The organism is Thalassotalea hakodatensis (genome assembly GCF_030295995.1).
Classification (GTDB): domain Bacteria; phylum Pseudomonadota; class Gammaproteobacteria; order Enterobacterales; family Alteromonadaceae; genus Thalassotalea_C; species Thalassotalea_C hakodatensis.
In genome coordinates this window covers 1536563-1559131 of the sequence record NZ_AP027365.1, presented here as the reverse complement: position 1 = coordinate 1559131, position 22569 = coordinate 1536563, and the positions used below count along the sequence as shown (strand labels likewise).

At 38.9% G+C, this 22569-nt stretch carries 18 protein-coding genes; 1 reads left to right on the top strand and 17 read right to left on the bottom strand.

Annotated elements, in window-relative coordinates; translation table 11 throughout:
• Positions 1-24 precede the first annotated feature (24 nt).
• Positions 25-1365 (top strand): HD-GYP domain-containing protein, encoded by a 1341-nt coding sequence (locus tag QUE72_RS06840; RefSeq protein WP_286272352.1) that lies wholly within the window; start codon positions 25-27, stop codon positions 1363-1365.
• Positions 1366-1424: 59 nt separating this feature from the next.
• Here the strand turns inward: QUE72_RS06840 and QUE72_RS06835 are convergent, their stop codons facing one another.
• The 17 genes from QUE72_RS06835 to QUE72_RS06755 form a co-directional block, all read right to left on the bottom strand.
• Positions 1425-1883, bottom strand: coding sequence for a GNAT family N-acetyltransferase (locus QUE72_RS06835; RefSeq protein ID WP_286272350.1), 459 nt, complete (start codon positions 1881-1883; stop codon positions 1425-1427).
• Positions 1876-2790, bottom strand: coding sequence for a DMT family transporter (locus QUE72_RS06830; protein ID WP_286272349.1), 915 nt, complete (start codon positions 2788-2790; stop codon positions 1876-1878). Before QUE72_RS06830 ends, QUE72_RS06835 begins: the two co-directional genes overlap by 8 nt.
• A 595-nt stretch (positions 2791-3385) precedes the next feature.
• Complete coding sequence (locus QUE72_RS06825; RefSeq protein WP_286272348.1) at positions 3386-3955, bottom strand: PhnA domain-containing protein; 570 nt, start codon at positions 3953-3955, stop codon at positions 3386-3388.
• Positions 3956-4079: 124 nt separating this feature from the next.
• Positions 4080-5252: a dicarboxylate/amino acid:cation symporter gene (locus tag QUE72_RS06820; RefSeq protein WP_074498418.1), complete on the bottom strand. Its 1173-nt coding sequence runs from the start codon at positions 5250-5252 to the stop codon at positions 4080-4082.
• A gap of 60 nt (positions 5253-5312) precedes the next feature.
• Entirely contained in the window at positions 5313-6683 is a 1371-nt protein-coding gene (gene tilS / locus QUE72_RS06815; protein WP_286272347.1) for a tRNA lysidine(34) synthetase TilS, read from the bottom strand.
• A 39-nt stretch (positions 6684-6722) separates the two neighbouring features.
• Positions 6723-7679, bottom strand: coding sequence for an acetyl-CoA carboxylase carboxyl transferase subunit alpha (gene accA, locus QUE72_RS06810; protein WP_074498420.1), 957 nt, complete (start codon positions 7677-7679; stop codon positions 6723-6725).
• Positions 7680-7732: 53 nt separating this feature from the next.
• Positions 7733-11263: a DNA polymerase III subunit alpha gene (dnaE, locus tag QUE72_RS06805; RefSeq protein WP_286272346.1), complete on the bottom strand. Its 3531-nt coding sequence runs from the start codon at positions 11261-11263 to the stop codon at positions 7733-7735.
• A 15-nt stretch (positions 11264-11278) separates the two neighbouring features.
• Positions 11279-11917, bottom strand: a complete 639-nt coding sequence (gene rnhB, locus QUE72_RS06800) for a ribonuclease HII (RefSeq protein WP_074498422.1) — start codon at positions 11915-11917, stop codon at positions 11279-11281.
• A 1-nt stretch (position 11918) separates the two neighbouring features.
• On the bottom strand, positions 11919-13094 hold the full coding sequence (gene lpxB, locus QUE72_RS06795; RefSeq protein ID WP_286272343.1) for a lipid-A-disaccharide synthase: 1176 nt from the start codon (positions 13092-13094) through the stop codon (positions 11919-11921).
• 2 nt (positions 13095-13096) lie between these two features.
• The gene (lpxA, locus tag QUE72_RS06790; RefSeq protein WP_074498424.1) at positions 13097-13867 is read right to left on the bottom strand and encodes an acyl-ACP--UDP-N-acetylglucosamine O-acyltransferase; all 771 of its coding nucleotides are present in this window, start codon (positions 13865-13867) and stop codon (positions 13097-13099) included.
• Positions 13868-13879: 12 nt separating this feature from the next.
• On the bottom strand, positions 13880-14332 hold the full coding sequence (gene fabZ / locus QUE72_RS06785) for a 3-hydroxyacyl-ACP dehydratase FabZ (RefSeq protein ID WP_074498425.1): 453 nt from the start codon (positions 14330-14332) through the stop codon (positions 13880-13882).
• Between the two features lie 40 nt (positions 14333-14372).
• Positions 14373-15407 (bottom strand): UDP-3-O-(3-hydroxymyristoyl)glucosamine N-acyltransferase, encoded by a 1035-nt coding sequence (gene lpxD / locus QUE72_RS06780; RefSeq protein ID WP_286272340.1) that lies wholly within the window; start codon positions 15405-15407, stop codon positions 14373-14375.
• 607 nt (positions 15408-16014) lie between these two features.
• Positions 16015-16536, bottom strand: coding sequence for an OmpH family outer membrane protein (locus tag QUE72_RS06775; protein ID WP_286272339.1), 522 nt, complete (start codon positions 16534-16536; stop codon positions 16015-16017).
• A 61-nt stretch (positions 16537-16597) separates the two neighbouring features.
• Entirely contained in the window at positions 16598-19066 is a 2469-nt protein-coding gene (gene bamA / locus QUE72_RS06770; RefSeq protein ID WP_074498428.1) for an outer membrane protein assembly factor BamA, read from the bottom strand.
• Positions 19067-19095: 29 nt separating this feature from the next.
• Complete coding sequence (gene rseP, locus QUE72_RS06765; RefSeq protein WP_286272337.1) at positions 19096-20451, bottom strand: sigma E protease regulator RseP; 1356 nt, start codon at positions 20449-20451, stop codon at positions 19096-19098.
• Entirely contained in the window at positions 20448-21680 is a 1233-nt protein-coding gene (gene ispC / locus QUE72_RS06760; protein WP_286272953.1) for a 1-deoxy-D-xylulose-5-phosphate reductoisomerase, read from the bottom strand. Before ispC ends, rseP begins: the two co-directional genes overlap by 4 nt.
• A 9-nt stretch (positions 21681-21689) precedes the next feature.
• The gene (locus QUE72_RS06755) at positions 21690-22559 is read right to left on the bottom strand and encodes a phosphatidate cytidylyltransferase (protein WP_074498430.1); all 870 of its coding nucleotides are present in this window, start codon (positions 22557-22559) and stop codon (positions 21690-21692) included.
• Positions 22560-22569 lie beyond the last annotated feature (10 nt).

Sequence of the window (22569 nt, the reverse complement as noted above, 5' to 3'; positions counted from 1 at the left end):
TGTTAACCCTTTAAGGATCTATCTGTGGATTTAAAGGTAGAGAATAACGAACATTACATCAACCACCTAACAGATGTAAGTACCACGAATAAAGTGGTGGCTGTAGAAAATATCTACAATACATTTGGTGTGTTACTAGTGCCAAAAGGCACAGCAATTGAACATCGGGTACAAGAGTTCTTGGTTGGCCATAAAATGCAAAGCCAGCTCGACGAATTGATTACCGTCCAAGGATGTTTAACGAATACTTCACTAGAAAAGGAGTTTCAGCAATTCCTCAAAAAATACCCAGATCTTATTCAAATTCACAACAATACGAATTTCGCGAGTATATTAAATCAGCTTTGCGCAGTTAAACAAATTCCAAGGGTTTTACTGCAAAAGCTAACCATCATGAAAATTCAATTACCCGGTTTATTTGAACAAACCTTATTCAGTACTTGGCTTGCATGCCTGTTAGCAAAAGAAATGAAGCTAACGTTAGAGCAAATTAACCACATTTTTTATATCGGCCTTTTACATGATATTGGCTTATTACATATTGATCCTACTTTAGTCAGTAAACGAAGTAATTTTACTGATAAAGAATGGGATGCCTTCAAGCAGCATATTAAGATAAGTTTAGCTATTGCCAAACTTATTCACCCCTTTGGCAGTGAAGTGCTACGTGGCATAAAAGAGCATCATGAACGTTACGACGGCAGTGGCTACCCTATGGGATTACATAACAGCCAACTTGGCAATTTGGGACAATTAGTTGGGCTTGCAGATTCAATTTGTCATATTCGTACACACCAATATGATAAATCAGGAAAATCAATGGCAAATATTTTACCCTATCTTCAAATTAATATGCATGCCTTTAAATTTGAATTTTATCAAGCGATGTATAGCATATTACAACGAGCACAATTAGATACTGCTGAGCTCATTGATCGTCAAACTTTTATTTCCATCCCTAAAACGATTATTTTAAAACGGATCCGAATCATGCAATTGCATCTTGCCTTTAACGATTTTATTGCTCACATCCCTAAAACCGTATCAGGCAAGCATAGCAAAGCCTTATTTGATGCAAATCAGCAAATTGATAACATTATTAAGCGCGGTGGCTTTGATAGTACAGAAACCTTAGATTGGTTAGAAAGCATCAAAGATGACGACTTTAATGAGGTACACCAAGAACTTCAAGAGCTTGACGATATGCAGTATGAATTGTTATGGCTATTTAAAAAAGTATTTCGTATTGTGCCAAGTTTTCTTAAAGATGAACTTCCGGTAGATAGCTCCGCACAAAGTATACTTAACGCTCAAATGGAAACATTGCATCAAAATTTATTACAAGCTTGGGTTGATTATCAATAACTTCTTTTTATTTCATACTCAATGAATGTTTCTTGGTCTTCGGTAAACAAAGTTATGTACTACTTTGGGCGCCAAAGCATTTGGTATTCTAAGGCATTTTCCCCAACCACAACAAACCCTGCTCTTTTGTATAACTTAATCGCAGGATTTTTAAATAAAACATTTAATGAAATGGGCACATGTAGTTGTGAAGCTTTATCTTGCAGAAGAGCTAACAATTTAGTGCCTAAGCCCTTTCCCTGAAATTCTTGCGCAATTTGTAATTGCCTGATGTGCCATTTACCTGTCGATTGTGCGAGTTTAATTAGCCCAATCGCAACATCTTTAAAGCAAATAATATAAGAGTCTTCAAAATGTTCTGTAATTCTGGCTATATGTTGCTCATCAGTATACATAAGACCTGCGGTTAAAAGGTGCTCAGTCATGGTTTCTTTACGAAGTGCAATTAAAAAGCTGATATCAGAATCCACTGCTTTGCGAAAAGTAATGGATAATGAATTAGTGGAAACATCACTCAATTGTGGTTACCTTTCGTTTCATGCTTTTAGTAACAAGTGCTTCAACCTTTGTGCTCCATTGAAAGCAAGATAAGCCAAAAATAACAAAAATTGCGCCAATTATGATCCTAAGCGTTAATTGCTCATCATTAAAAACATAGCCTAAAATCAGTGCCAGTACCGGAGTGATCATAGTTACTAAGGCAACCGTACTAGCTGATAACTTTTGTAACACATAGAAATAAGCAATGAAACCTAAAAGAGAGCCAAAAATACCTAAATAGATAATCGCCGCAATGGAACGAAATTGCCATTGTTCAAAAGGAATTGAACCATCAAAAATCAACCATAGACTAAAAAATAACGGAACGCTAAAGGTTAGTGCACCAACAGTCGTCGCAATGGGATTTATTGCAATCGGTACAGATTTTATTAATACGCCACTCACACTAAAAAAGAACACGCCAGCTAAAATTAAACCAATGCCGATATAAGCATCATCTTTTAACGCGATATTATCAATACAAACAATCAACAATCCAGTTAAAGCAGCAACTAGCGCCACTTTTTTAGTCAAAGAAAAGCGCGGTTCTGATAACATCTTTTGAGCAAGAAACCCAGATAGAATGGGTGCTAATCCAAAAACTAATGACATCAACCCTGATGAAATATACGTGGCTGCCATGTATGAAAATGACATACCACCAAAAATGCCGACAGAGGAAAACCCATAAAGCTTAAGCGCTGTTTTATGCCAAGGCATCGCAATACGACAAGTCAGTATTATCGACATGCCAATGAGCCAGGCAATAAGCATGCGTAACAGTACAGCCATAGTGGGATGCACTGACTCACTACTCCAAACTATACCTAATGGTGTAGTTGACCAAATTATCACAACAGCGAGATACGCTATCGGTACACGCATTGCTTTACTCCTTAGAGATTAATACCAATTCGCATAAATATTCGGTCATTCAGCGAGAATTAAACGCTTTAGAGACACGGCGTTGATTGCAGAGAAGGTTATTCAGAAGAACGTGCTCCTGCGTTCTCTAATAAGCTACATCCTTGTAGCGTCCTTTTCAAAATCAACAACACAGGCTATGAAGCGTTTAAACTCGCCCTTTGGGAGCGTGTTAGAGGCGCGATAATTGCGCAAAACGTGTTTGATGTAGAACAACTATACCTGCACACGTTTCGCTTATTCTCCCACCTCTGACATCGCTCTGAACTGACTTAATCTTTATGCGAATTGGTATAAAACAGTTATTGCTGCGATTAAAACAAAAAAACCGCAGTAAAAACTGCGGTTTTAAGACAAAAACGAATGTTATCTTTCCGCAGCAAAAACACACCAGCGCATTGTTTTAACGACAATACGTAGTTTAGGTGTTTGACAGAGGACTATTTGCTGAAAAGTTAACATGTAATTCTTACAACGTTTTTATAAAATTCATTAAGTAAGCTAATAATGACCATGTGCTGACAATAAGTCAATACACGTATTATGTGATTTTACACTACGCTTTTTTTAAGTAAGCTGAAACAAGCACAATTTTAGTGCCATTTACTTTACCTTCTATATGCTCAGGGTTATCAGTTAATGAAATACCTCTGACCATGGTTCCTTGTTTTGCAATAAAATTGGCACCCTTGACTTTTAAATCTTTAACCAAGGTCACATTATCGCCCGCTTGTAATTCAGTGCCATTGCAATCACGTGTTGGCCCATTAGTTTGCTCTGCTGCTATACCCTGTTCAGCCCAATGCTTTACGTCATCTTCTATGTAAAGCATGTCCATTGCATCTTGTGCCCAGCTCTCTGAAGATAGTTTATGTAACATGCGATAAGACAATACCTGAATCACCGGTTCTTGACTCCACATGCTATCGCTTAAACAGCGCCAATGATTAAGATTTATTTCTTTATCATCATTTATTTGATCTATACATGCTGCGCACAAATAAGCTGTTTGTTGCACGCTTCCATCACTGTCCGGTGGTACAAGATAGACAGATAATGAATCCTTTGATGTGCAAAGTTCGCATTGTGAATTACTTCGTGTTTGCAAAGCTTGTTCTACTGGCATTAATAAATCCTCAAAAATTTTGCGCTATTATGCCTGCAAAACCCTTATAAAAATAGGGGCTTTATATAAAATAAAAAACACAAAAAAGGCCGCTACCGCGGCCTTCTATTCGATAAAATCTTGTTTATTCTTTATCAGTGATAGGTGTTAACCCTTCTTCGCCGGCAAACTTATCTACCCAAAGCGCAATTGCACCATCACCAGTTACATTACATGCGGTACCGAAGCTATCTTGAGCCATATAAAGAGCGATCATTAATGCCAGTGCAGCATCAGTAAATCCTAGCATACTTGCTAATAACCCTAACGCTGCCATTACTGCGCCACCTGGCGCACCTGGTGCTGCGATCATGGTAACACCTAGCATAAAAATAAAGCCTAACATGCCAGTTAACCCTGGTAACGATAGCCCTGGAGTCATGATCATAACTGCCGTAGCACAAGTGACAATGGTTATTGTTGAACCACTTAAATGAATTGAAGCACATAATGGCACAGTAAAATTAGCCACGCCATCACTTACTTCATTCTCTTTGTTTGCACGTAGTGACACAGGAATTGTCGCCGCACTAGACATAGTACCTAATGCTGTAAAATATGCTGGCAGCATATTTTTTAACAGTGTTGCAGGCGACTTACCAATTGCAAGACCTGTGGTTACATACAATACAGTGATCCAAATCCAATGCATAACAAGCGCAAGTACAAGTACAATACCAAAAGTTTTTAAGGTTGAGAAAACCGAGCCGTCGACGGTCATTTCAGCAAATACACCCGCAATATAAAATGGCAACGCTGGAATAATTACCTTTGATAGTAATTGCTCAATCACATCTTTTGCTTCATTTAACGTAGTTCTCAAAGAATTAGCATTGGTTGCACTGATACCAATACCAAAAATGAACGCAATCGCTAATGCAGTCATCACATCAAATAGCGGCGTTATTTGAATATCGATAAAGCCTTTGGCTGTGCCACCATGAGAGGCTTCTGCGACCGTGCTCGCGGTTAATTCAGGTAAAACATTACTAGCCACTAAAAAGGCAAGAATGCCCGCAACAATTGTTGAACCATAGGCTAAGCCTACCGTTTTACTTAACAATGAGCCTGAGCCTTTAGGTAAAGAGGCTATGCCACTGGCAATATAAAATAAGATGATCAGCGGAATGGTAAACTTAATCAATTGACCAATGAGGTTTTGCGCAGTGAAAACTAACTGAACAATAAATTCGGGTGCGTAAAGCCCAACTAATATACCAGCGACAATACCGGCAATAAGCTTTAATACTAAATTCATAAGAACTCCGATTGTTATAATATTTTTTATGGGGACGACAAATTGCCGAATGCGTTTATTCTAACCTGACTCAGTTTCTTCTAGCCAGACAACTTTAATATTTAATTGATGTTTATCTTTAACGTAAGGCTGACAGACAAAGTATTTAGTCACAGCGATCAACTGTTCATCAACATATATCATCGGTGTGCGTTTACGTTGCCAAGGGGCTACATTAAGCTCTTGCCATAGTTTTTTCATTTCACGACGATATTGTCTGTAATCAGGTAACACTTTTTCATGAGGTTGTGCAAAAGAGACGATTAATTGATCAGTCGCCTTATCTATTGAAAATACTTGCGCAGTGGAGCAGTCACTTTCGCAATAGCTTAATTTTAGTGTTCCTAAATTATCAGGTAAAGAGATATCTATAGGGCTGTCTATTATTTTCTGAACATCGATCACATGCTTCCATTGCTGCAACTCAGTAAAAGCTTGTGTTAAATAAAGCTTCCCTTGGTATTGCCGCAGCCAACCATTGCCGACTTTAATTTGACGTTTACTTTCAGACTCAATACTTAATCCCGCAAAAAGTTGTTGCAACTGCTGTTCGCTTGGCATGGTTATTTTGTGTGAAGCTAAAAAAAAGCGAATAACGTGCTTTCGCCTAATTGTTGATAAGTTGAGTAATGCCTCAATGCAAAGAATTTTAGCATTATCAGCACAGCACGTAGCTAAATCTTGCTTGGCTATTTCATCGATTAAACGTTGCGTTTCTTGGCAATGTGAAACAGTGCGGGCAATACTTTGAGCAATGCTAGGCCAACGGTTTTCTAATATGGGAGCTACTTGATGGCGAATAAAGTTTCGGTCAAACACTTGATCGCTATTTGATTCATCTTCAACCCATGGCAATTGATGCTCTTGTGCATAATGTTCAATTTCTTGTCGAGAAATAGCTAACAACGGCCGTAATAAGGTTTTACTTGTAGAACGAAATTGCGATATAGGTTGTATAGCTGCCAGGCCCTGTACACCTGAGCCTCGTTTTAATGCAAGTATAAAGCTTTCCATTTGATCATTTACATGGTGACCTGTAACAATAACGGCGTTACTTGGTGTGATGTGATCAAACACATGATATCTTGCCTCTCTTGCAATGGCTTCTAGGCTTTGTCGAGGTTGTTTAACTAAGTGAACTGTTTCGGTGTTAAACGTAATACCGTATAGTGCGCACTGTTTGGCAGCGAAGTTCTGCCATTTACCAGCATGTTCACTCAAACCGTGGTTAACATGACAAGCAAATATTGACACTGCTGGTGTAGCTTTTTTTAACCTCGAAAAGAGGTGCAGAAGTACTTGAGAGTCAATTCCGCCGCTATAGGCGATACAAATAGGCCGCTCAAGAAAAGGTAATAACTGCTGTTGGAACTGAGCAAATATGCTGTTCATAGAAAAAGGCTTAATGTGTTAACACTAAGCCCCTCATTATTAGCAATAGCCGTAAGACATAAGTCGTTGATAACGTAGTTCTATTAACTCTTCGCTCGATAAACCTTCTAACTCTGCTAAGCCGTCTTTAAGCGATTGTTTTAACACAGCAGCCATTTCATCTTTATCACGATGTGCACCGCCCATAGGTTCAGTGATCACATTATCAATAAGTCCTAGTTCTTTGATCCGTTTAGCCGTTATCCCCATCGCTTCAGCGGCTGTTGGGGCTTTTTCTGCTGTTTTCCATAAAATAGAAGCACAGCCTTCAGGTGAAATAACAGAGTACGTTGAATACTCGAGCATATTAACGCGATCGCCCACACCAATCGCTAAGGCGCCACCAGAACCACCTTCACCGATAACCGTACAAATAACCGGTACATTTAAACGCGCCATGACTTGTAGATTCTTCGCAATCGCTTCACTTTGACCACGCTCTTCAGCACCAATACCTGGATATGCACCTGGCGTGTCAATAAAGGTAATAATTGGCATATTAAAACGTTCGGCCATTTCCATTAAGCGTAACGCTTTACGATAGCCTTCTGGTCTTGGCATACCAAAGTTGCGTTTTACTTTTTCGGTCGTAGAACGCCCTTTTTGATGACCAATAACCATCACAGGTCTTCCGTCTAATCTAGCCGTACCACCTACAATTGCTTTATCATCAGCATATGCCCTATCACCAGCAAGCTCATCAAAGTCAGTAAAAATACGCGACAAATAGTCATAGGTATATGGACGTTGAGGATGACGAGCAACACGCGCCGTTTGCCATGGATCTAAATTGGCAAATATTTTTCTTGTTTGTTCTTTGTTTTTTTCTTTTAATTGATTAATTTGCTCTTCAAGATCAAGATCTAACTCTTGCCCTTTGCTCACTAATCGTAGTTCTTCAATTTTTGCTTCAAGTTCAGCAATCGGCTGCTCAAAGTCTAAAAAGTTTAATGACATATGTTTTTATTACCTATGCGTTAACAAAAGTTACCGTGTATTTAACACGCTAATTATTTAAACTGTAATGCGAGATTTTCTTCGCCCGCAAGTGTTTTTAATTGATGCAATAATGCATCAGCGGGAGTTACTCGCCATTGTACACCCAATTCTAACATACCTTTTGCTTCATCTCTTTGATAAAACACACGAATTGGACAAGTACCATCTTTATACTCAGATAATACCTGACTAAATTGATCGATAAAATTATTCGCCATGTCCTTACGATCTACACTGATGTCGATTGAAGACAGATAGTTTTCTCGCGCATCAGCGATAGTCATAATATCGCGACCCGTCATTGTAATACCACCAGAGTAATCATCAAAGCTGACCTGTCCGCTACACACTAAAATTGCATCAGGAACAAGCAATTCAGCAAAGGTATCATAATCATCAGGAAATAGCCTCACATCCATGCGTGCACTTTTATCATCTAAGGTCAATAACGCCCAACGCCGACCTCTTTTATTGACCAATACACGTACACTTAACACTAAACCAACCGCTGTTGCAGTTTTATCCCTACCGGTTGGTTGCATTGACACTAAACGACCGGATGAGTAACGTTTGATTTCTTTTAAATAACGATTAATTGGATGGCCTGTTAAGTATAAACCAAGTGTTTCTTTTTCACCGTCTAGCCACACTTCCTCTGGCCACATTGGCACATCTTTAAACGCTTGGCGTGTATCATCTGGCTCTTCGTTTATTAAGCCAAATAAGTCATCTTGACCTAACGCTTGCGCTTTAGCATGTTGTTCTGCCGCCTTTATCGCTTCTGGTAACGTTTCAAAAAGTGCCGCACGATGTGGACCTTTATCGGTTTTAGGTCCTAAATTATCCATAGCACCTGATTTTATTAAGCGTTCAAGTACGCGTTTATTGGTTTTCTTTAAATCGACTCGGGCGCAAAAATCAAATAAATCAACAAAAGGACCGTCAGCATTTCGTGAAGCAATAATGGCTTCAATAGGCCCTTCACCGACGCCTTTAACCGCGCCTATACCATAAACAATTTCATTGTTGTCATTGACAGTAAATTTATATTGCCCTGAATTTACATCTGGCGGTAATAAGGTTAACCCCATATTACTGCATTCATCAACTAGCGTTACGATCTTATCGGTATTGTCCATATCAGCAGACATTACCGCAGCCATGAAAGGTTCAGGAAAGTGCGCTTTCATCCATAATGTTTGATACGACACTAAGGCATAGGCTGCTGAATGCGATTTGTTAAAACCATAACCAGCAAACTTTTCTACTAAGTCAAATATCTTCATGGCAAGTTCACCATCAACACCTTGACTTATTGCACCCTCCTCAAATATCGCACGCTGTTTAGCCATCTCTTCGGGCTTCTTTTTACCCATCGCGCGACGAAGCATATCGGCTCCACCCAGCGTATAGCCAGCAAGTACCTGTGCAATTTGCATCACTTGCTCTTGATATAAAATAATACCGTAGGTTGGCTCTAGAATTGGTTTTAATGATTCATGTTGCCACTTTACATCAGGGTAGGAGACTTCTTCTCGGCCGTGTTTACGTTCGATAAAATTGTCAACCATGCCCGAGTCAAGCGGCCCTGGTCTGAATAAGGCTACAAGTGCGATAATATCTTCAAAACAGTCAGGCTTTAATTTTTCAATTAACGCTTTCATACCTGACGATTCTAATTGGAATACCGCCGTTGTTTGGGCAGCAAGTAATACTTTAAACGACGCTTTATCTTCCAGAGGAATCGCGGCTATATCGATAAGTTCTTTACCTTGTTTAATTAGCTTATCGTTCGCCATTTCAACAGCCCATTGTAAAATGGTCAGTGTTCTTAACCCCAAGAAATCAAATTTAACTAAGCCGGCATCTTCTACATCGTTCTTGTCAAATTGGGTGACGGGGTTTTTTCCTTCATCGTCACAGTAAAGGGGAGCAAAATCAGTAATCGTTGTTGGTGAAATAACAACACCACCGGCGTGTTTACCGGCATTTCGTGTAGTTCCTTCTAACGTACGACACATATCGATTAAATCTTTTACGTCACTGTCTTGCGCGTAAACTTCTGGCAACTTAGGTTCAACTTCAAAGGCTTTTGCTAGCGTCATACCTGGATCGCTTGGAACTAACTTAGAAATACGATCGACAAAACCATAAGGATGCCCTAGCACTCGGCCCACATCACGTATAACTGCTTTAGCTGCCATGGTACCAAAAGTGATAATTTGCGATACGGCATCACGACCATACAACTCTGCGGTGTGATCAATTACCTCATCACGACGATCCATACAAAAATCGACATCAAAATCAGGCATTGATACACGCTCAGGGTTCAAAAATCGCTCAAATAATAAATCAAACTCTAACGGATCAAGGTCAGTAATTTTTAGCGCATAAGCCACCAAAGAACCCGCACCAGAGCCTCGACCAGGCCCAACAGGAATATTATTGTCTTTGCTCCACTGAATAAACTCCATCACGATCAAGAAATAACCAGGAAACCCCATGTTATTGATAACGTCTAATTCTATTTTCAAACGTTCATCATAGGGTTGGCGTAGTTCAGCAAAGTTGGAAGCATCTTTATCAAATAAAAATTCTAATCGTTCTTGTAAGCCCTCTTCAGACACTTTTATTAAAAAATCATCTATTTTCATCCCTTCCGTCGGGAAATCAGGCAGAAAATACTCGCCAAGTCTTACTGTTACATTACAACGCTTTGCAATTTCAACGGTATTTTCTAAGGCTTCTGGAATATCAGCAAACAATTCGCACATTTCAGCTTCACTGCGAAGGTATTGCTCCGGGCTATACTTTTTAGGCCGACGTTTATCATCTAAAGTAAAGCCGTCGTGTATGGCCACCCGAATTTCATGCGCATCAAATAAATCTTCAGTGAGAAACACAACTTCATTAGTCGCCACTACGGGAAGGTTATTTTGCTGGGCCAGTTCAATCGCTAAGTGTAAGTAAGTTTCTTCGTCTTCGCGGCCCGTACGAATTAACTCAAGGTAATAATGATCAGGAAAGTGCTGCTGATAAAAGCTCACCATCGAATTGACCATCGTTTGGTTGCCTTTTAAAAGGGCCTTACCAACATCACCATCCTTTGCGCCAGACAATAAAATTAAGCCGTGTGCATAATCAACTAACCACTCTTTATCGAGCACCGCTTTACCTTGCACATGGCCACGCAAATACGCCTTAGAAATCAATTCAGTTAAGTTTTTATAGCCATCATTGTTAGTAGATATCACGACTAACCGTGACAACTCATCACCGAGTTCTTCAGACTTCACCCAAAAGTCACAGCCAATAATAGGTTTTATACCTGCGCCATGACAAGCATGATAATATTTAACTAAGCCGCAAAAGTTCGTTTGGTCTGTTAAAGCAATCGCCGGCATGTTCATTTCTTGTGCCTTGGCAATGATGGGTTTTACTTTATTTAAACCATCTGACATAGAATAGTCACTATGTACACGCAAATGTACAAACTTTGGCGGAGAAAATGCGGTAGACAATTCTTGAGATTCTGACATGCGGTTAATTAGTACTTATTGATTTAGTAAAGCAGCAACTGGCTTAAAGCTTTTACGATAGCAGTCTAGTACGCCAAGTTCGACTATTTTTTCTAAATGGAATTTCGTTGGGTAGCCTTTGTGCTTTGCAAAGCCGTATTCAGGATACTGTTCATCAAGTACTACCATCTCTTGATCACGCGCGACTTTGGCAATAATAGACGCGGCGCTAATTTCAGCAACACGTAAATCACCTTTAACAACCGATTGGCTTGCTATTTTGCCGTCTGAGCTAAGATCTGAACTTAGAAATGTTGGGCATCGGTTACCATCTACTAAGACATAATCAGGTTCAACAGCAAGCCCTTGAACTGCTCGCTGCATTGCCAACATCGTTGCATGTAAAATGTTTAAAGTATCAATTTCTTCTGGCGTTGCTCTTCCGATACACCAAGCTGTGGCTTTTTCTTTAATTTCAGCGGATAAAAGATTACGCTTTTTTTCTGATAGCTTTTTCGAGTCGGTTAAGCCTTCAATAGGATTTTCAGGGTCTAAAATAACGGCGGCAGTTACTACATCACCCACTAAAGGACCACGGCCAACTTCATCAACACCCGCAATACGATAAGCGATTGGATAGGTAAAAGGCGGTAAGGTTAGTTTCACTTTACTCATATTATGTTTTACTTTCACATAAATCGACAACAGCTAACGCTGCTTGTTTACTCGCATCACAGCGTAAACTATGGTGGATGTCGGTAAAAGCCTGAGTTAAATCATCTTGTGGCTGATATAGACGCTCTGTTAATAAGGGTAATAGATTTTCTACCGTCACCTGACTCTGTAAAAGTTCAGGTAAAAGAGCTTTATTGGCTAACAAGTTTGGCAATGAAAACCATTTCACTTTCACAAACCCTTTAAACATATGATAAGTGAAAGCATTAAACTTATAGCAAATAATCATTGGTCTTTTAATCAATGCAGCTTCTAATGTGACAGTGCCTGAAGCCGTTAACAAACAATCGCTCGCAGCCATTACTGTTTGGGTATCTCCAACGACAACCTTAACAGGAAGTGTTGGCGCGATGTCTTGACATATTTGAGTAAATTGCTTTGCGCGTTTATCACTGATCATGGGCGCAACAAAGCTCAAATTAGCGTCTTGCTGATGTAACGTTTTTGCGGCTTCAAGAAATATAGGTGCCAAACGAGTTAGCTCTCCGCCTCGACTACCGGGCATAATTGCAAGGGTTTTACGATCGGGTAATTGCAATTTTTCACGAGCAAGCTGTTTATCAGACAACATGGGAATTTCGTCAGCTAACGGATGGCCAACAAACGTGCATGGCACTTGATAATTATCATAAAACGCTTTTTCGAATGGCAAAAGACTTAACACCATATCGGTTGCTTTTGCTATGTTAAATATACGTTTAGGGCGCCACGCCCAAACACTTGGACTGACATAATGAACAGTTTTTATTCCACGTTGTTTGAGAGGCAATTCAAGTCTTAAATTAAAATCAGGTGCATCAATACCAATAAAAACATCAGGCCGTTTGGTACTAAAATAATCAACCAGTTCATCACGTACTTTAAACAATCGCCTTAAACGACCTAGTACTTCAAAAATCCCCATGACGGAAAGTTCTTCCATGTCATAAAGACTATTGAAGCCAAGTGCCTTCATTTTAGGCCCACCAATTCCAACAAATGTTGCGTTTGGATAATGAACTTTCAAAGCAGAAATTAACCCTGCTCCTAAGGTATCACCCGAATGTTCGCCGACTACAATGCCAAAAACAGGTGCACTTACTGATACATTTTCAGTGTTTTCAAGCGTTGTTGTCATAATTATCGAATAATGCCGCGATTAGACTGATTAATAAAATCAGTAAAAAGTGATACTTCCTCTTGCTGTGGAATTTCTTCGGCAATAACAGCTAATGCTTCATCTACGGTTAAACCGGCACGAAATACTTTACGATAAGCTTTTTTAATCGCTTTTATTGCATCACTTGAAAAGCCTCGGCGTTTTAAACCTTCACTGTTAAGGCCGTAAGGCTTTGCCGCATTACCTGATGCCATGACATAGGGCGGTACATCTTTTAAAATCAAAGAGGTTGCAGCGACAAAACTATGAGCACCAATATGACAAAACTGATGAACACCGCATTGACCGCCTAAGATTGCGTAATCACCAACATGTACATGACCAGCAATTGACGCATTATTCGCTAAAATACAGTGATTACCAACAACACAATCATGAGCAACATGCGTGTAAGCCATAAATAAATTATTGCTGCCTATTTCGGTAATTCCTTGATCTTGAATGGTACCGCGATGAACGGTACATGATTCACGAAAAATATTATTATCGCCTACAATCAATTTAGTTGGCTCACCGCTATACTTTAAATCTTGGCAATCCTCGCCTATGGAAGCAAATTGAAATATTTTATTTCCTTTGCCTAATTCAGTCGGGCCATTAATCACAACGTTAGGACCAATGTGGCAATCATCACCAATAACCACATTTTTACTGATATAGGTCCATGGACCTATCGTAACATTTTGACCAATGACTGCGCCTTCTTCAATAATGGCTTGAGGGTGGATCAAGAGTAACTCCTATTACATTTTACGGCGTGCGCACATCAAATCAGCAGAACATACAACTTTACCGTCTACGCGGGCTTCGCCATAAAACTTCCACATACCACGTCGCTCTTTCAAAAAGTCAACATGTAGGTGCATCGTATCACCCGGTAATACTGGGTGCTTAAATTTCGCATTATCAATGGAAGCAAACAGATACATTTCATCTTGTTCTCTCGCTTCTGTACTTTTAAACCCTAAAATACCAGTAGCTTGAGCAAGTGCTTCCAAAATCATCACGCCAGGGAAAATAGCTAAATCGGGAAAATGACCAGTAAAAACAGGCTCATTAATAGTAACATTTTTTATCGCATGCAGTGACTTACCAGGTTCAAAATCAAGTACGCGATCAACTAATAACATTGGATAACGATGTGGAATCAATTTACGTATTTCTTCTACATCTATGGTGTTTTTTTGAGTGTCCAATTTAATGTCCTTTTCTACTTATTATCTAGGTTTACTACACCTAGTTTACGTTAGCAGTCAGTGCTTTTATTTGCTGCTCTAATGCTTTTATTTTAGCATTAGTTGCCTCTAGCTTTCTAATTCTTGCGTTAGTTTTATGCCATTCTTTATTTGGCTGACAAGGTGCGCCCGATGAATAAACACCACCTTTTGGTATATCTTTGGTAACCATTGTCATGCCAGTAAAAATACACCCGTCAGCGATTGTTATATGACCGTTTATACCAACAAGCCCTGCGATAGTGCAATTTTTTCCAATAGTTGTGCTACCAGCGATAACACTACAGGCCGCCATCGCGGTACCTTCACCAATAGTAACATTATGTGCAATTTGAATTTGATTATCGATAATCACGCCATCTTTAATCACAGTATTACCTAATGCGCCTCGATCAATCGTTGTACTCGCACCAATTTCAACATTATTACCAATGATAACAGTACCTAGTTGCGGGATTTTAATCCACTTCCCTCGCTCGTTTGCATAGCCAAAGCCATCTGAGCCAATCACGGTATTGGCTTGTATTAAACAATTTTTACCTATATTGACATTATGATAAATAGTGACATTAGCCCACAGCTGAGTATGTCGACCAATTTGGGCTTTTTTCCCAATAAAACAACCTGCACCAATACACACATTATCTTCGAGCACCGCACCGGCCTCTATAACGGCATTTGCACCAATAGCAACATGTTTACCAATAATAACGTCATCTTCGATAACAGCGCTAGGGTGTATCGAAGACGCTGGCGCTGGTGTTGTATCAAGTAACTGTGCAACCAATGCATAACCTAAGTAAGGGTTCTTCATTACTAATGCATTAGTTAGGCAACTTTCAGCACACTCTGATGAAAGTATAACGGCAGAAGCATTAGTTGATTCAAGTTGCTGTTGATACTTAGTATTCGATAAAAAGGCGATGTCACCAGATTGAGCTTCTGATAATGTCGCAAGTTTATTGACCGAACAAGTAGGATCACCTTTTACTGTCGCGCCTATTTTTTGTGCAATTTCTTCAAGTGTATAACTCATGATAAACAATTTTCTTTTTTCAAGGACCTAGGGTCTATTATCTGTGTTCAATCATTCGAATGATAGAATATGTCGCTTATCTCAAGGTGGAAATAGTGCCATTTAGTCACCTAAACCAACTGTTTTTTTACCATAGAGTAAGCAATTTAAGTCTCAGTCTTTGAACAATAGTACTGTTAACAGTAGCGGTATTAGCATGCTTTTATTTGGATATACCAAACGTGATTCATATAGCTCTGTTAGCATTAAAAATAACCTATTGCAAAACAGATGAACAACGGTCAATAGCCTCTAGCAATAATATGATTAATTGTAGGCTATTTAACATCAGATGTGGATAACTAAAATACGCTGAGTCGGTATTTTTATCTGTTTTTTCACGTTTTTATCGCATTAATTAACCTGTACTTTGGTTAATGTTTTATTTAAAGCGCCTCCTCAGCATTTAATTTTTTATCAAATCAGTTAAGAGAATCGCTGTTTAAATCAAATGTTATTAATTCGATGTTTAATGTCATTGTAATTCTATATGATTTAACAAAAAAAAATAAAGCGCTGTTAAAAAACAGCGCTTTATTAATTAACTCAAAATATGAATAAATTCAAATTAGTTTTGTAACTTACTCACTTGTTCGATCACTTGTGCAGAAATATCTGTATCAGGATTAACAAATACAAGCGCTTCTCTTCTGATCACTAAATCAAACTTTTCTTTCGCCGCAATCGACTCAACCGTTTGACCAATTAACGCCAAAAGCTTATTAGTTTCTTGGTTTTGCAATGCACCTGCGTCTTTCTGTAATTTTTGACCTTTTTCCTGGTACGCACGATACGTATCAGCAATTTGCTTGTCTAAATCAGTTTTTTGTTTTTCTGACATTAGCTCAGCATCACGTTCTTTTTTATTTTGAAAATATTCAAAATCTTTTTTAAGTTGCTCTAATTCAGCACGCGAATCTTTGAATTCTGCTTCTAATCGTTGTCTTAACGCATCAGTCTGCGGTATTTGTTGCATTACTTGTTGAAAATTAACCACGGCAACTTTTTGATCTGCAGCACTTGCTGCGCCCGATAATAATGCACTTGAAGCAATTGTTGCCAATGCAACCGATTTAAATAACTTTTTCAATGTAATCTCCTAGCTCGTAAATTCGCTTCTATTTATTTTTATATAAGGTTTAAAATTTCGTTTAAAAGGTTTTGCCAATATTAAAGTTAAAGAATTTAGTATCATCGCCTTCTTCTTCTTTAAGGGTTTTAGCAAAACTAAAAATCATCGGCCCCATGGGCGACAACCATTGTATAGATAAACCACCAGAGGCTCTAAAACGTCCAACATCTGAATAATCATCTACTTTTACCAATTCTCTCGCTGCTAAGTCTTGATAATCGTTCATATCAAACTCAGTATTCCATACATTACCCGCATCAATGAAGAAGCTTGTTCTGACACTATTTGCAAAGCCTTCATCTAAGAATGGCGTAGGAACAATTAATTCAATACCGGCTAATGCAATGGCATTACCACCAACTGAACGTTGTGATACGTCAATTACATCATGATCTGGTCCTAAACAGCAACCACCGCCGCCAACAGGGTCAGGTGTTCCTGGAATAGAGGTAGGATACCTAAATATTGCGCGAGGACCAACAATGTTAGTTTCAAAACCACGTAAGGTATCTGAACCACCACCCGCTCTGAAATTCTCCCAGAACGGTAACATTTGATCACTACCGTTTATCGTATCATAGCCGTTACCATAACCTAAATTTAAGCTCGTTTTAAAGCTCCAGCCACGTGCGATTGGGAAATACCACTTAGTATCTAAATTAATTTTAAAATAATTAGTATCAGAGTTAGGCGTGGTCATTTTATACGATAAGGTTTGTTGCGAACCCGCTGTTGGGAACGTACCACGGTTTAATGTAGAACGAGAAATAGCCGCGGTAATATCAAAGTTATCAAATGCTAAGCCTGCATCAGGATCACTTGGATCAGAATACAACTCATAAAAACGTTGAATTTGCTCATACGTTTGTAATCGAGTAATACCGTTATGCTTATAACCTATACCAAAGTTTAAACGGACATATTCATTAATAGGGAAACCAAAGTTTACCCCTAGGCCATACGTTTTATTGTTGTATTCCACCAAGTTTGCACTACCCGCGTCAAACTCATTGTAAAACAAGGTTCCACCAAGTGAGATAGCATCTGTAGTAAAGTAGGGGTCTGTATAAGAAATACTCACAGCACGTGAATAGCTTACGGTATTAATATTGAAGGCTAAACGGTTACCTGTACCTAAAAAGTTATTTTGCTGAATACCTGCATTTAAGCTTAGTTTTGTGGCTGAGCCATAACCAATACCTGCGGTAAACGACCCAGAAGGCTGTTCTTTAACACTAAAGTTAACATCAACTAAGTCATCTTCTTCAGGTAATTGTACCGTTTCAAATTCAACCTCTTCCATATAAGGAAGTCGCATTAACCATGCTTTTGAATTTTCTACCAAAGCGTTTGATAACCAAGCACCTTCCATTTGACGCATTTCACGACGTAACACGCGGTCAGCAGTAACGTTATTACCAGAAAAGTTTATGCGATTTACATAAATTCGTTTTCCAGGGTCAACAGAAATAGTGAGTTTAACTGTTTTGTCTTCTTCGTTTATCTCTGGGATCGTGGTTACTTTAGGATAAGCGTAACCGAAACGCCCGAGAAATTTACTTATTGTTTCTTCGGTGTAAGTAACTTCAGCACCGTTATATAGTTTTTCAGCGCGTAAAGGGTTAATCGCACGAATAGTTTTTTCAAAACCAGCCATATCGCCGATGAAATCTACTTCGCTGACTGTGTACTGCTCACCTTCCGATACATTTAGCGTGATATAAACAGCTTTTTTGTCAGGTGTCATTGATACTTGAGTAGAATCAACGCGATATTGAAGGTAACCGCGATCTAAGTAATAACTTTCGATCGTTTCCATATCACCTTGTAGTTTCTGCTTTTGATAACGATCTTGCGCCATGAAATCCCACCAAGGAGAATCATAGGTTAATTCTATTCGTTCAAGTAATTGATCATCAGTAAAAACATCATTACCAACAACATTAATGCGTTGAATGGCAGCAGCATCACCTTCAGTAAAAACAAATTTCAAGTTAACACGGTTGCGAGGTAAATGCGTAATTTCTGCTTTTACATCAGCATTATATTTACCAACACCATGATAAAAGTCTTCTAAGCCAGATTCTAAGTTAGTGATAACCGTTCGATCGAGTGTTTCACCAACGCGAATATCTTGCCCTTCTAGACTTTCAACAAGCTGTTCTTCTTTCAGATCACTATTACCTTCAAAAGTAATTTCACTGATAGTTTCACGCTCACGAACTCTAAAAATGACACGTTTACCATTACGATAAACAGAAATATCATTAAAGTGCCCTGACTTATATAAAGACTTTATCGATTGTGAGATACGAAATTCATTTAATGTATCACCAACATTAAAAGGTATATGTGTTAACGCTGCACCTAGTGCTACACGTTGTAACCCTTTTACTTGAATGTCTTCTACTTGAAATTCTTCCGCTGCTTGAGCGTTTGTACCTGTGGCAGCTAACATTACCGCAAAGGCTATTTTTTTCATCATCATAAAAACTAAACTTAACTACTTATTGTTATTTATAACCGCGATAAATCGTTAAAAAGAGCGATACTCATCAAGCCCAATATGGCTAGTGTACCAAATTTAAAACCTATTTCTTGTACTTTTTCTGATACCGGTTTACCCGTTAAAAGCTCTATAAAGTAATAAACTAAATGTCCGCCATCAAGTACTGGAACCGGTAAAATGTTAATTATGCCTAAATTAATACTAATTAGCGCTAAAAAGCCTAAAAAATAAACAAAACCATAACCTGCATGATCACCAGCACCTTGAGCTATTGCTATCGGACCGCTTAAATTCTTGACTGATACATCACCCGTCAATAATTTACCTATCATATCAAAACTTAGTGTCACAAGTTGCCATGTTTTTACTAAACTTTGCGTTAAGGCGTCAAATATACCGTACGATATCTCTATTTGATACGCTTTTGGGTAAGGATCAACCTTGGGTGCTAAACCTAAATAACCAACCGTTTTACCATTTACGTCTCTTGCCTGTGGCGTAACGTCAATAGTAAGCAATTTTCCGGCACGTTCTACGTCGAGCACGATGGTTTGATTGGGGTAGCTTTTAATTAGTTCCGTAAATTTATGCCAATTATCTTTAATTTTTTCATTTTCAATCGCAAGTATTTGATCTGACTCTTGTAAACCTGCTTTATCGGCTGGGCTATTTTCCTCAACTAGCGCAATCTCAGTATACGTTTTCGGCATATATGGTCGTAAGCCGATACTTTCTATCGCTGATTGCTTTTCTGGTGAAAACTGCCAATCGGTGGTATTTAATTGATACTCTCTTACTGAGGCACTATCGCTTGATCGTGTTTTAATAGCAATGGTTTCTTCGCCCATATTAGCAATTAACGCTAAATTTACTGCTTGCCAATCAATGGTATGTTGTCCTGCTACTTCTACTATTTCACTATTAGGCGTTAACAATGCCTGTTCAGCAATGGACGATGGCGTTATTTGCCCAATCACGGGCTTTACACTTGGCATACCAAGAATAAACATTAAATAAAAAGCGACAATGGCAAAAAGAAAGTTGGCTAATGGTCCAGCAGCAACAATCGCAATGCGTTGATAAACTGTTTTACTATTAAAAGTGGCATGTTTATCTGCATCATCAACGTCATCCACACGCTCATCTAGCATTTTCACGTAACCGCCAAGCGGGATCATTGCAATAACAAACTCAGTGCCATGTTTGTCATAGATTCGCCATAAGGGTTTACCGAAACCGATAGCAAAGCGATGTACTTTCACGCCATTTTTACGCGCAACCCAAAAGTGGCCATATTCATGAACGGTAATTAAAATGCCCAATGCTACGATAAAAGACAAAAGATTCCATAAAAATTCAATCATGAATTACTTACCTTATTTTTGTCACTACCAGCTTTCATTATCATTAACACTTGTTCTCTGGCAAACTCACGAACGAGTATATCCAATGCCACAACCTCTTCAATTGATTCTACCTGTTGTGAGACAAAATTTTTCACACAAGTTTCATTTATTTTGAAAATATCGGTAAATTTAACTTCTTTAGCTAAAAACGCAGATACTGCAACTTCGTTCGCAGCATTTAAAGCGGTGCATGCTCCTTGCCCATATTTGCAAGCCTCTATCGCTAACTTCAAATTAGGATAGCGCTCATAATCTGGCTGTTCAAAATCAAACGAGGGGGTGCTAAAAAAATCTAACGGCTCTACGCCCGCATCAATTCTGTCAGGAAAGGCTAAAGCATGTGCGATAGGCGTACGCATATCAGGGTTACCCATTTGCGCGATAACTGAGCCATCCTTATATTGCACCATAGAATGAATGGTACTTTGCGGATGCAATACCACTTGAATATCGTCAGGAGACACATTAAATAACCATTTTGCTTCGATAAACTCCAACCCTTTATTCATCATCGTGGCCGAATCAACCGATATTTTCTTCCCCATATCCCAGTTAGGGTGTGAACATGCTTGTTCAGGCGTAACATGTTGAAGTTTTGCTTTATCGAGTGTTCTAAACGGTCCACCTGAACCGGTAAGCAACACTTTACTCACGCCATTTTTCTTAAGTTGACAATGACCTATCGCTTGTTGTTCATTGGAAGGTAAACACTGGAATATTGCATTATGTTCACTGTCAATAGGCAATAATTGCGCTTGTGAATTATTAAGAGCATCAATAAAAATTTGTCCCGATGTGACTAACGCTTCTTTATTCGCTAGCAATACGCGCTTTCCGGCTTTAACCGCTGACAGGGTTGGTAATAACCCTGAAGCACCAACAATGGCAGCCATCACTGTGTCAACACTTTCACACCCAGCAATGTCAACAAGTGCATCATGACCGCTATTTACATGAATATGCTCGAGTGAAACTTTTGCTAATTGAGCTTTTAAGTCGGCAGCAGCTGTAGGGTCTACCATAACGACTGTTTTAGGAAGAAACTGTTGGCATTGCTCTAGCATCAAAGCAACATTACTATTAGCAGATAAAGACACAACATTGAACTGGGTTTTATGACGCTTAATAACGTCAAGCGTATTGGTGCCAATGGAGCCCGTTGACCCTAAAATTGAAACGTTACGTATCATATAACTTTAAGACCATCCAAAAAAAGCGTAACACAGAGCAAATATTGGGGCTGTTGCCGTTAAGCTGTCAATACGATCAAGTACACCACCATGACCGGGTAAAATAGAACCACTGTCTTTAATGCCAGCTTGTCGTTTAAACATACTTTCATTTAAATCGCCAAGCACTGAAATTGTTGTAATCAAGGCAGTAACACCAATAGCCGTTAAATATTGTTTACTTTGCCAATCCAAAAAATACCCTGCTATTGCAATTAATATACAGGCAAAAATAACACCGCCAATAAAACCTTCCATCGTTTTACCAGGGCTCACGTTGGGCATTAATTTATGTTTACCAATTGACTTACCAACAAAATAAGCACCGATATCTGCAGCCCACACCATCAAAAATAAAAACATAATCAATTGTGCACCGTGATATGGGTCATCTTGATAATGATTTGTTCTTAACACCATAAATGCAAGCCAAGTAGGAACAAGTGTTAACCAACCAAATAAACCTCGCACTGAGCGATGACTTGACCAAAACTTACTACACCGAGGGTATAAAAATGTTAACGTTGCAGATAAAAGCCACCACACGACAGCTAGCCATAATAAATAACTGACATGTTGATTTAACACCATGGGATCTTGCCATAACGCAAACAAAGGTATTTGATACCATAATAAGGAAATTAACGTAACAGTGGCCACAACGAACGCCAAACGCCGACGGTTGTTTTTAAAGCCCATTAAAGGCCCCCATTCCCACGCTCCGATGGCCATCACCACCATAATGAAATAAGCAAAATGTTCCAGCGACATATAAAAAATAGCCCAAATTGCTAATGGGGCTAATGCCAAAGCTGTAATAATACGTTTTAATAACAAAAGATAACCC

Coding starts and splice junctions, on each gene's coding strand:
- rseP (WP_286272337.1), bottom strand. CDS start 20,451: ATGATTGAATTTTTATGGAATCTTTTGTCTTTTATCGTAGCATTGGGC.
- QUE72_RS06820 (WP_074498418.1), bottom strand. CDS start 5,252: ATGAATTTAGTATTAAAGCTTATTGCCGGTATTGTCGCTGGTATATTA.
- lpxD (WP_286272340.1), bottom strand. CDS start 15,407: ATGAGTTATACACTTGAAGAAATTGCACAAAAAATAGGCGCGACAGTA.
- tilS (WP_286272347.1), bottom strand. CDS start 6,683: ATGAACAGCATATTTGCTCAGTTCCAACAGCAGTTATTACCTTTTCTT.
- accA (WP_074498420.1), bottom strand. CDS start 7,679: ATGTCATTAAACTTTTTAGACTTTGAGCAGCCGATTGCTGAACTTGAA.
- bamA (WP_074498428.1), bottom strand. CDS start 19,066: ATGATGATGAAAAAAATAGCCTTTGCGGTAATGTTAGCTGCCACAGGT.
- QUE72_RS06830 (WP_286272349.1), bottom strand. CDS start 2,790: ATGCGTGTACCGATAGCGTATCTCGCTGTTGTGATAATTTGGTCAACT.
- QUE72_RS06825 (WP_286272348.1), bottom strand. CDS start 3,955: ATGCCAGTAGAACAAGCTTTGCAAACACGAAGTAATTCACAATGCGAA.
- dnaE (WP_286272346.1), bottom strand. CDS start 11,263: ATGTCAGAATCTCAAGAATTGTCTACCGCATTTTCTCCGCCAAAGTTT.
- rnhB (WP_074498422.1), bottom strand. CDS start 11,917: ATGAGTAAAGTGAAACTAACCTTACCGCCTTTTACCTATCCAATCGCT.
- lpxB (WP_286272343.1), bottom strand. CDS start 13,094: ATGACAACAACGCTTGAAAACACTGAAAATGTATCAGTAAGTGCACCT.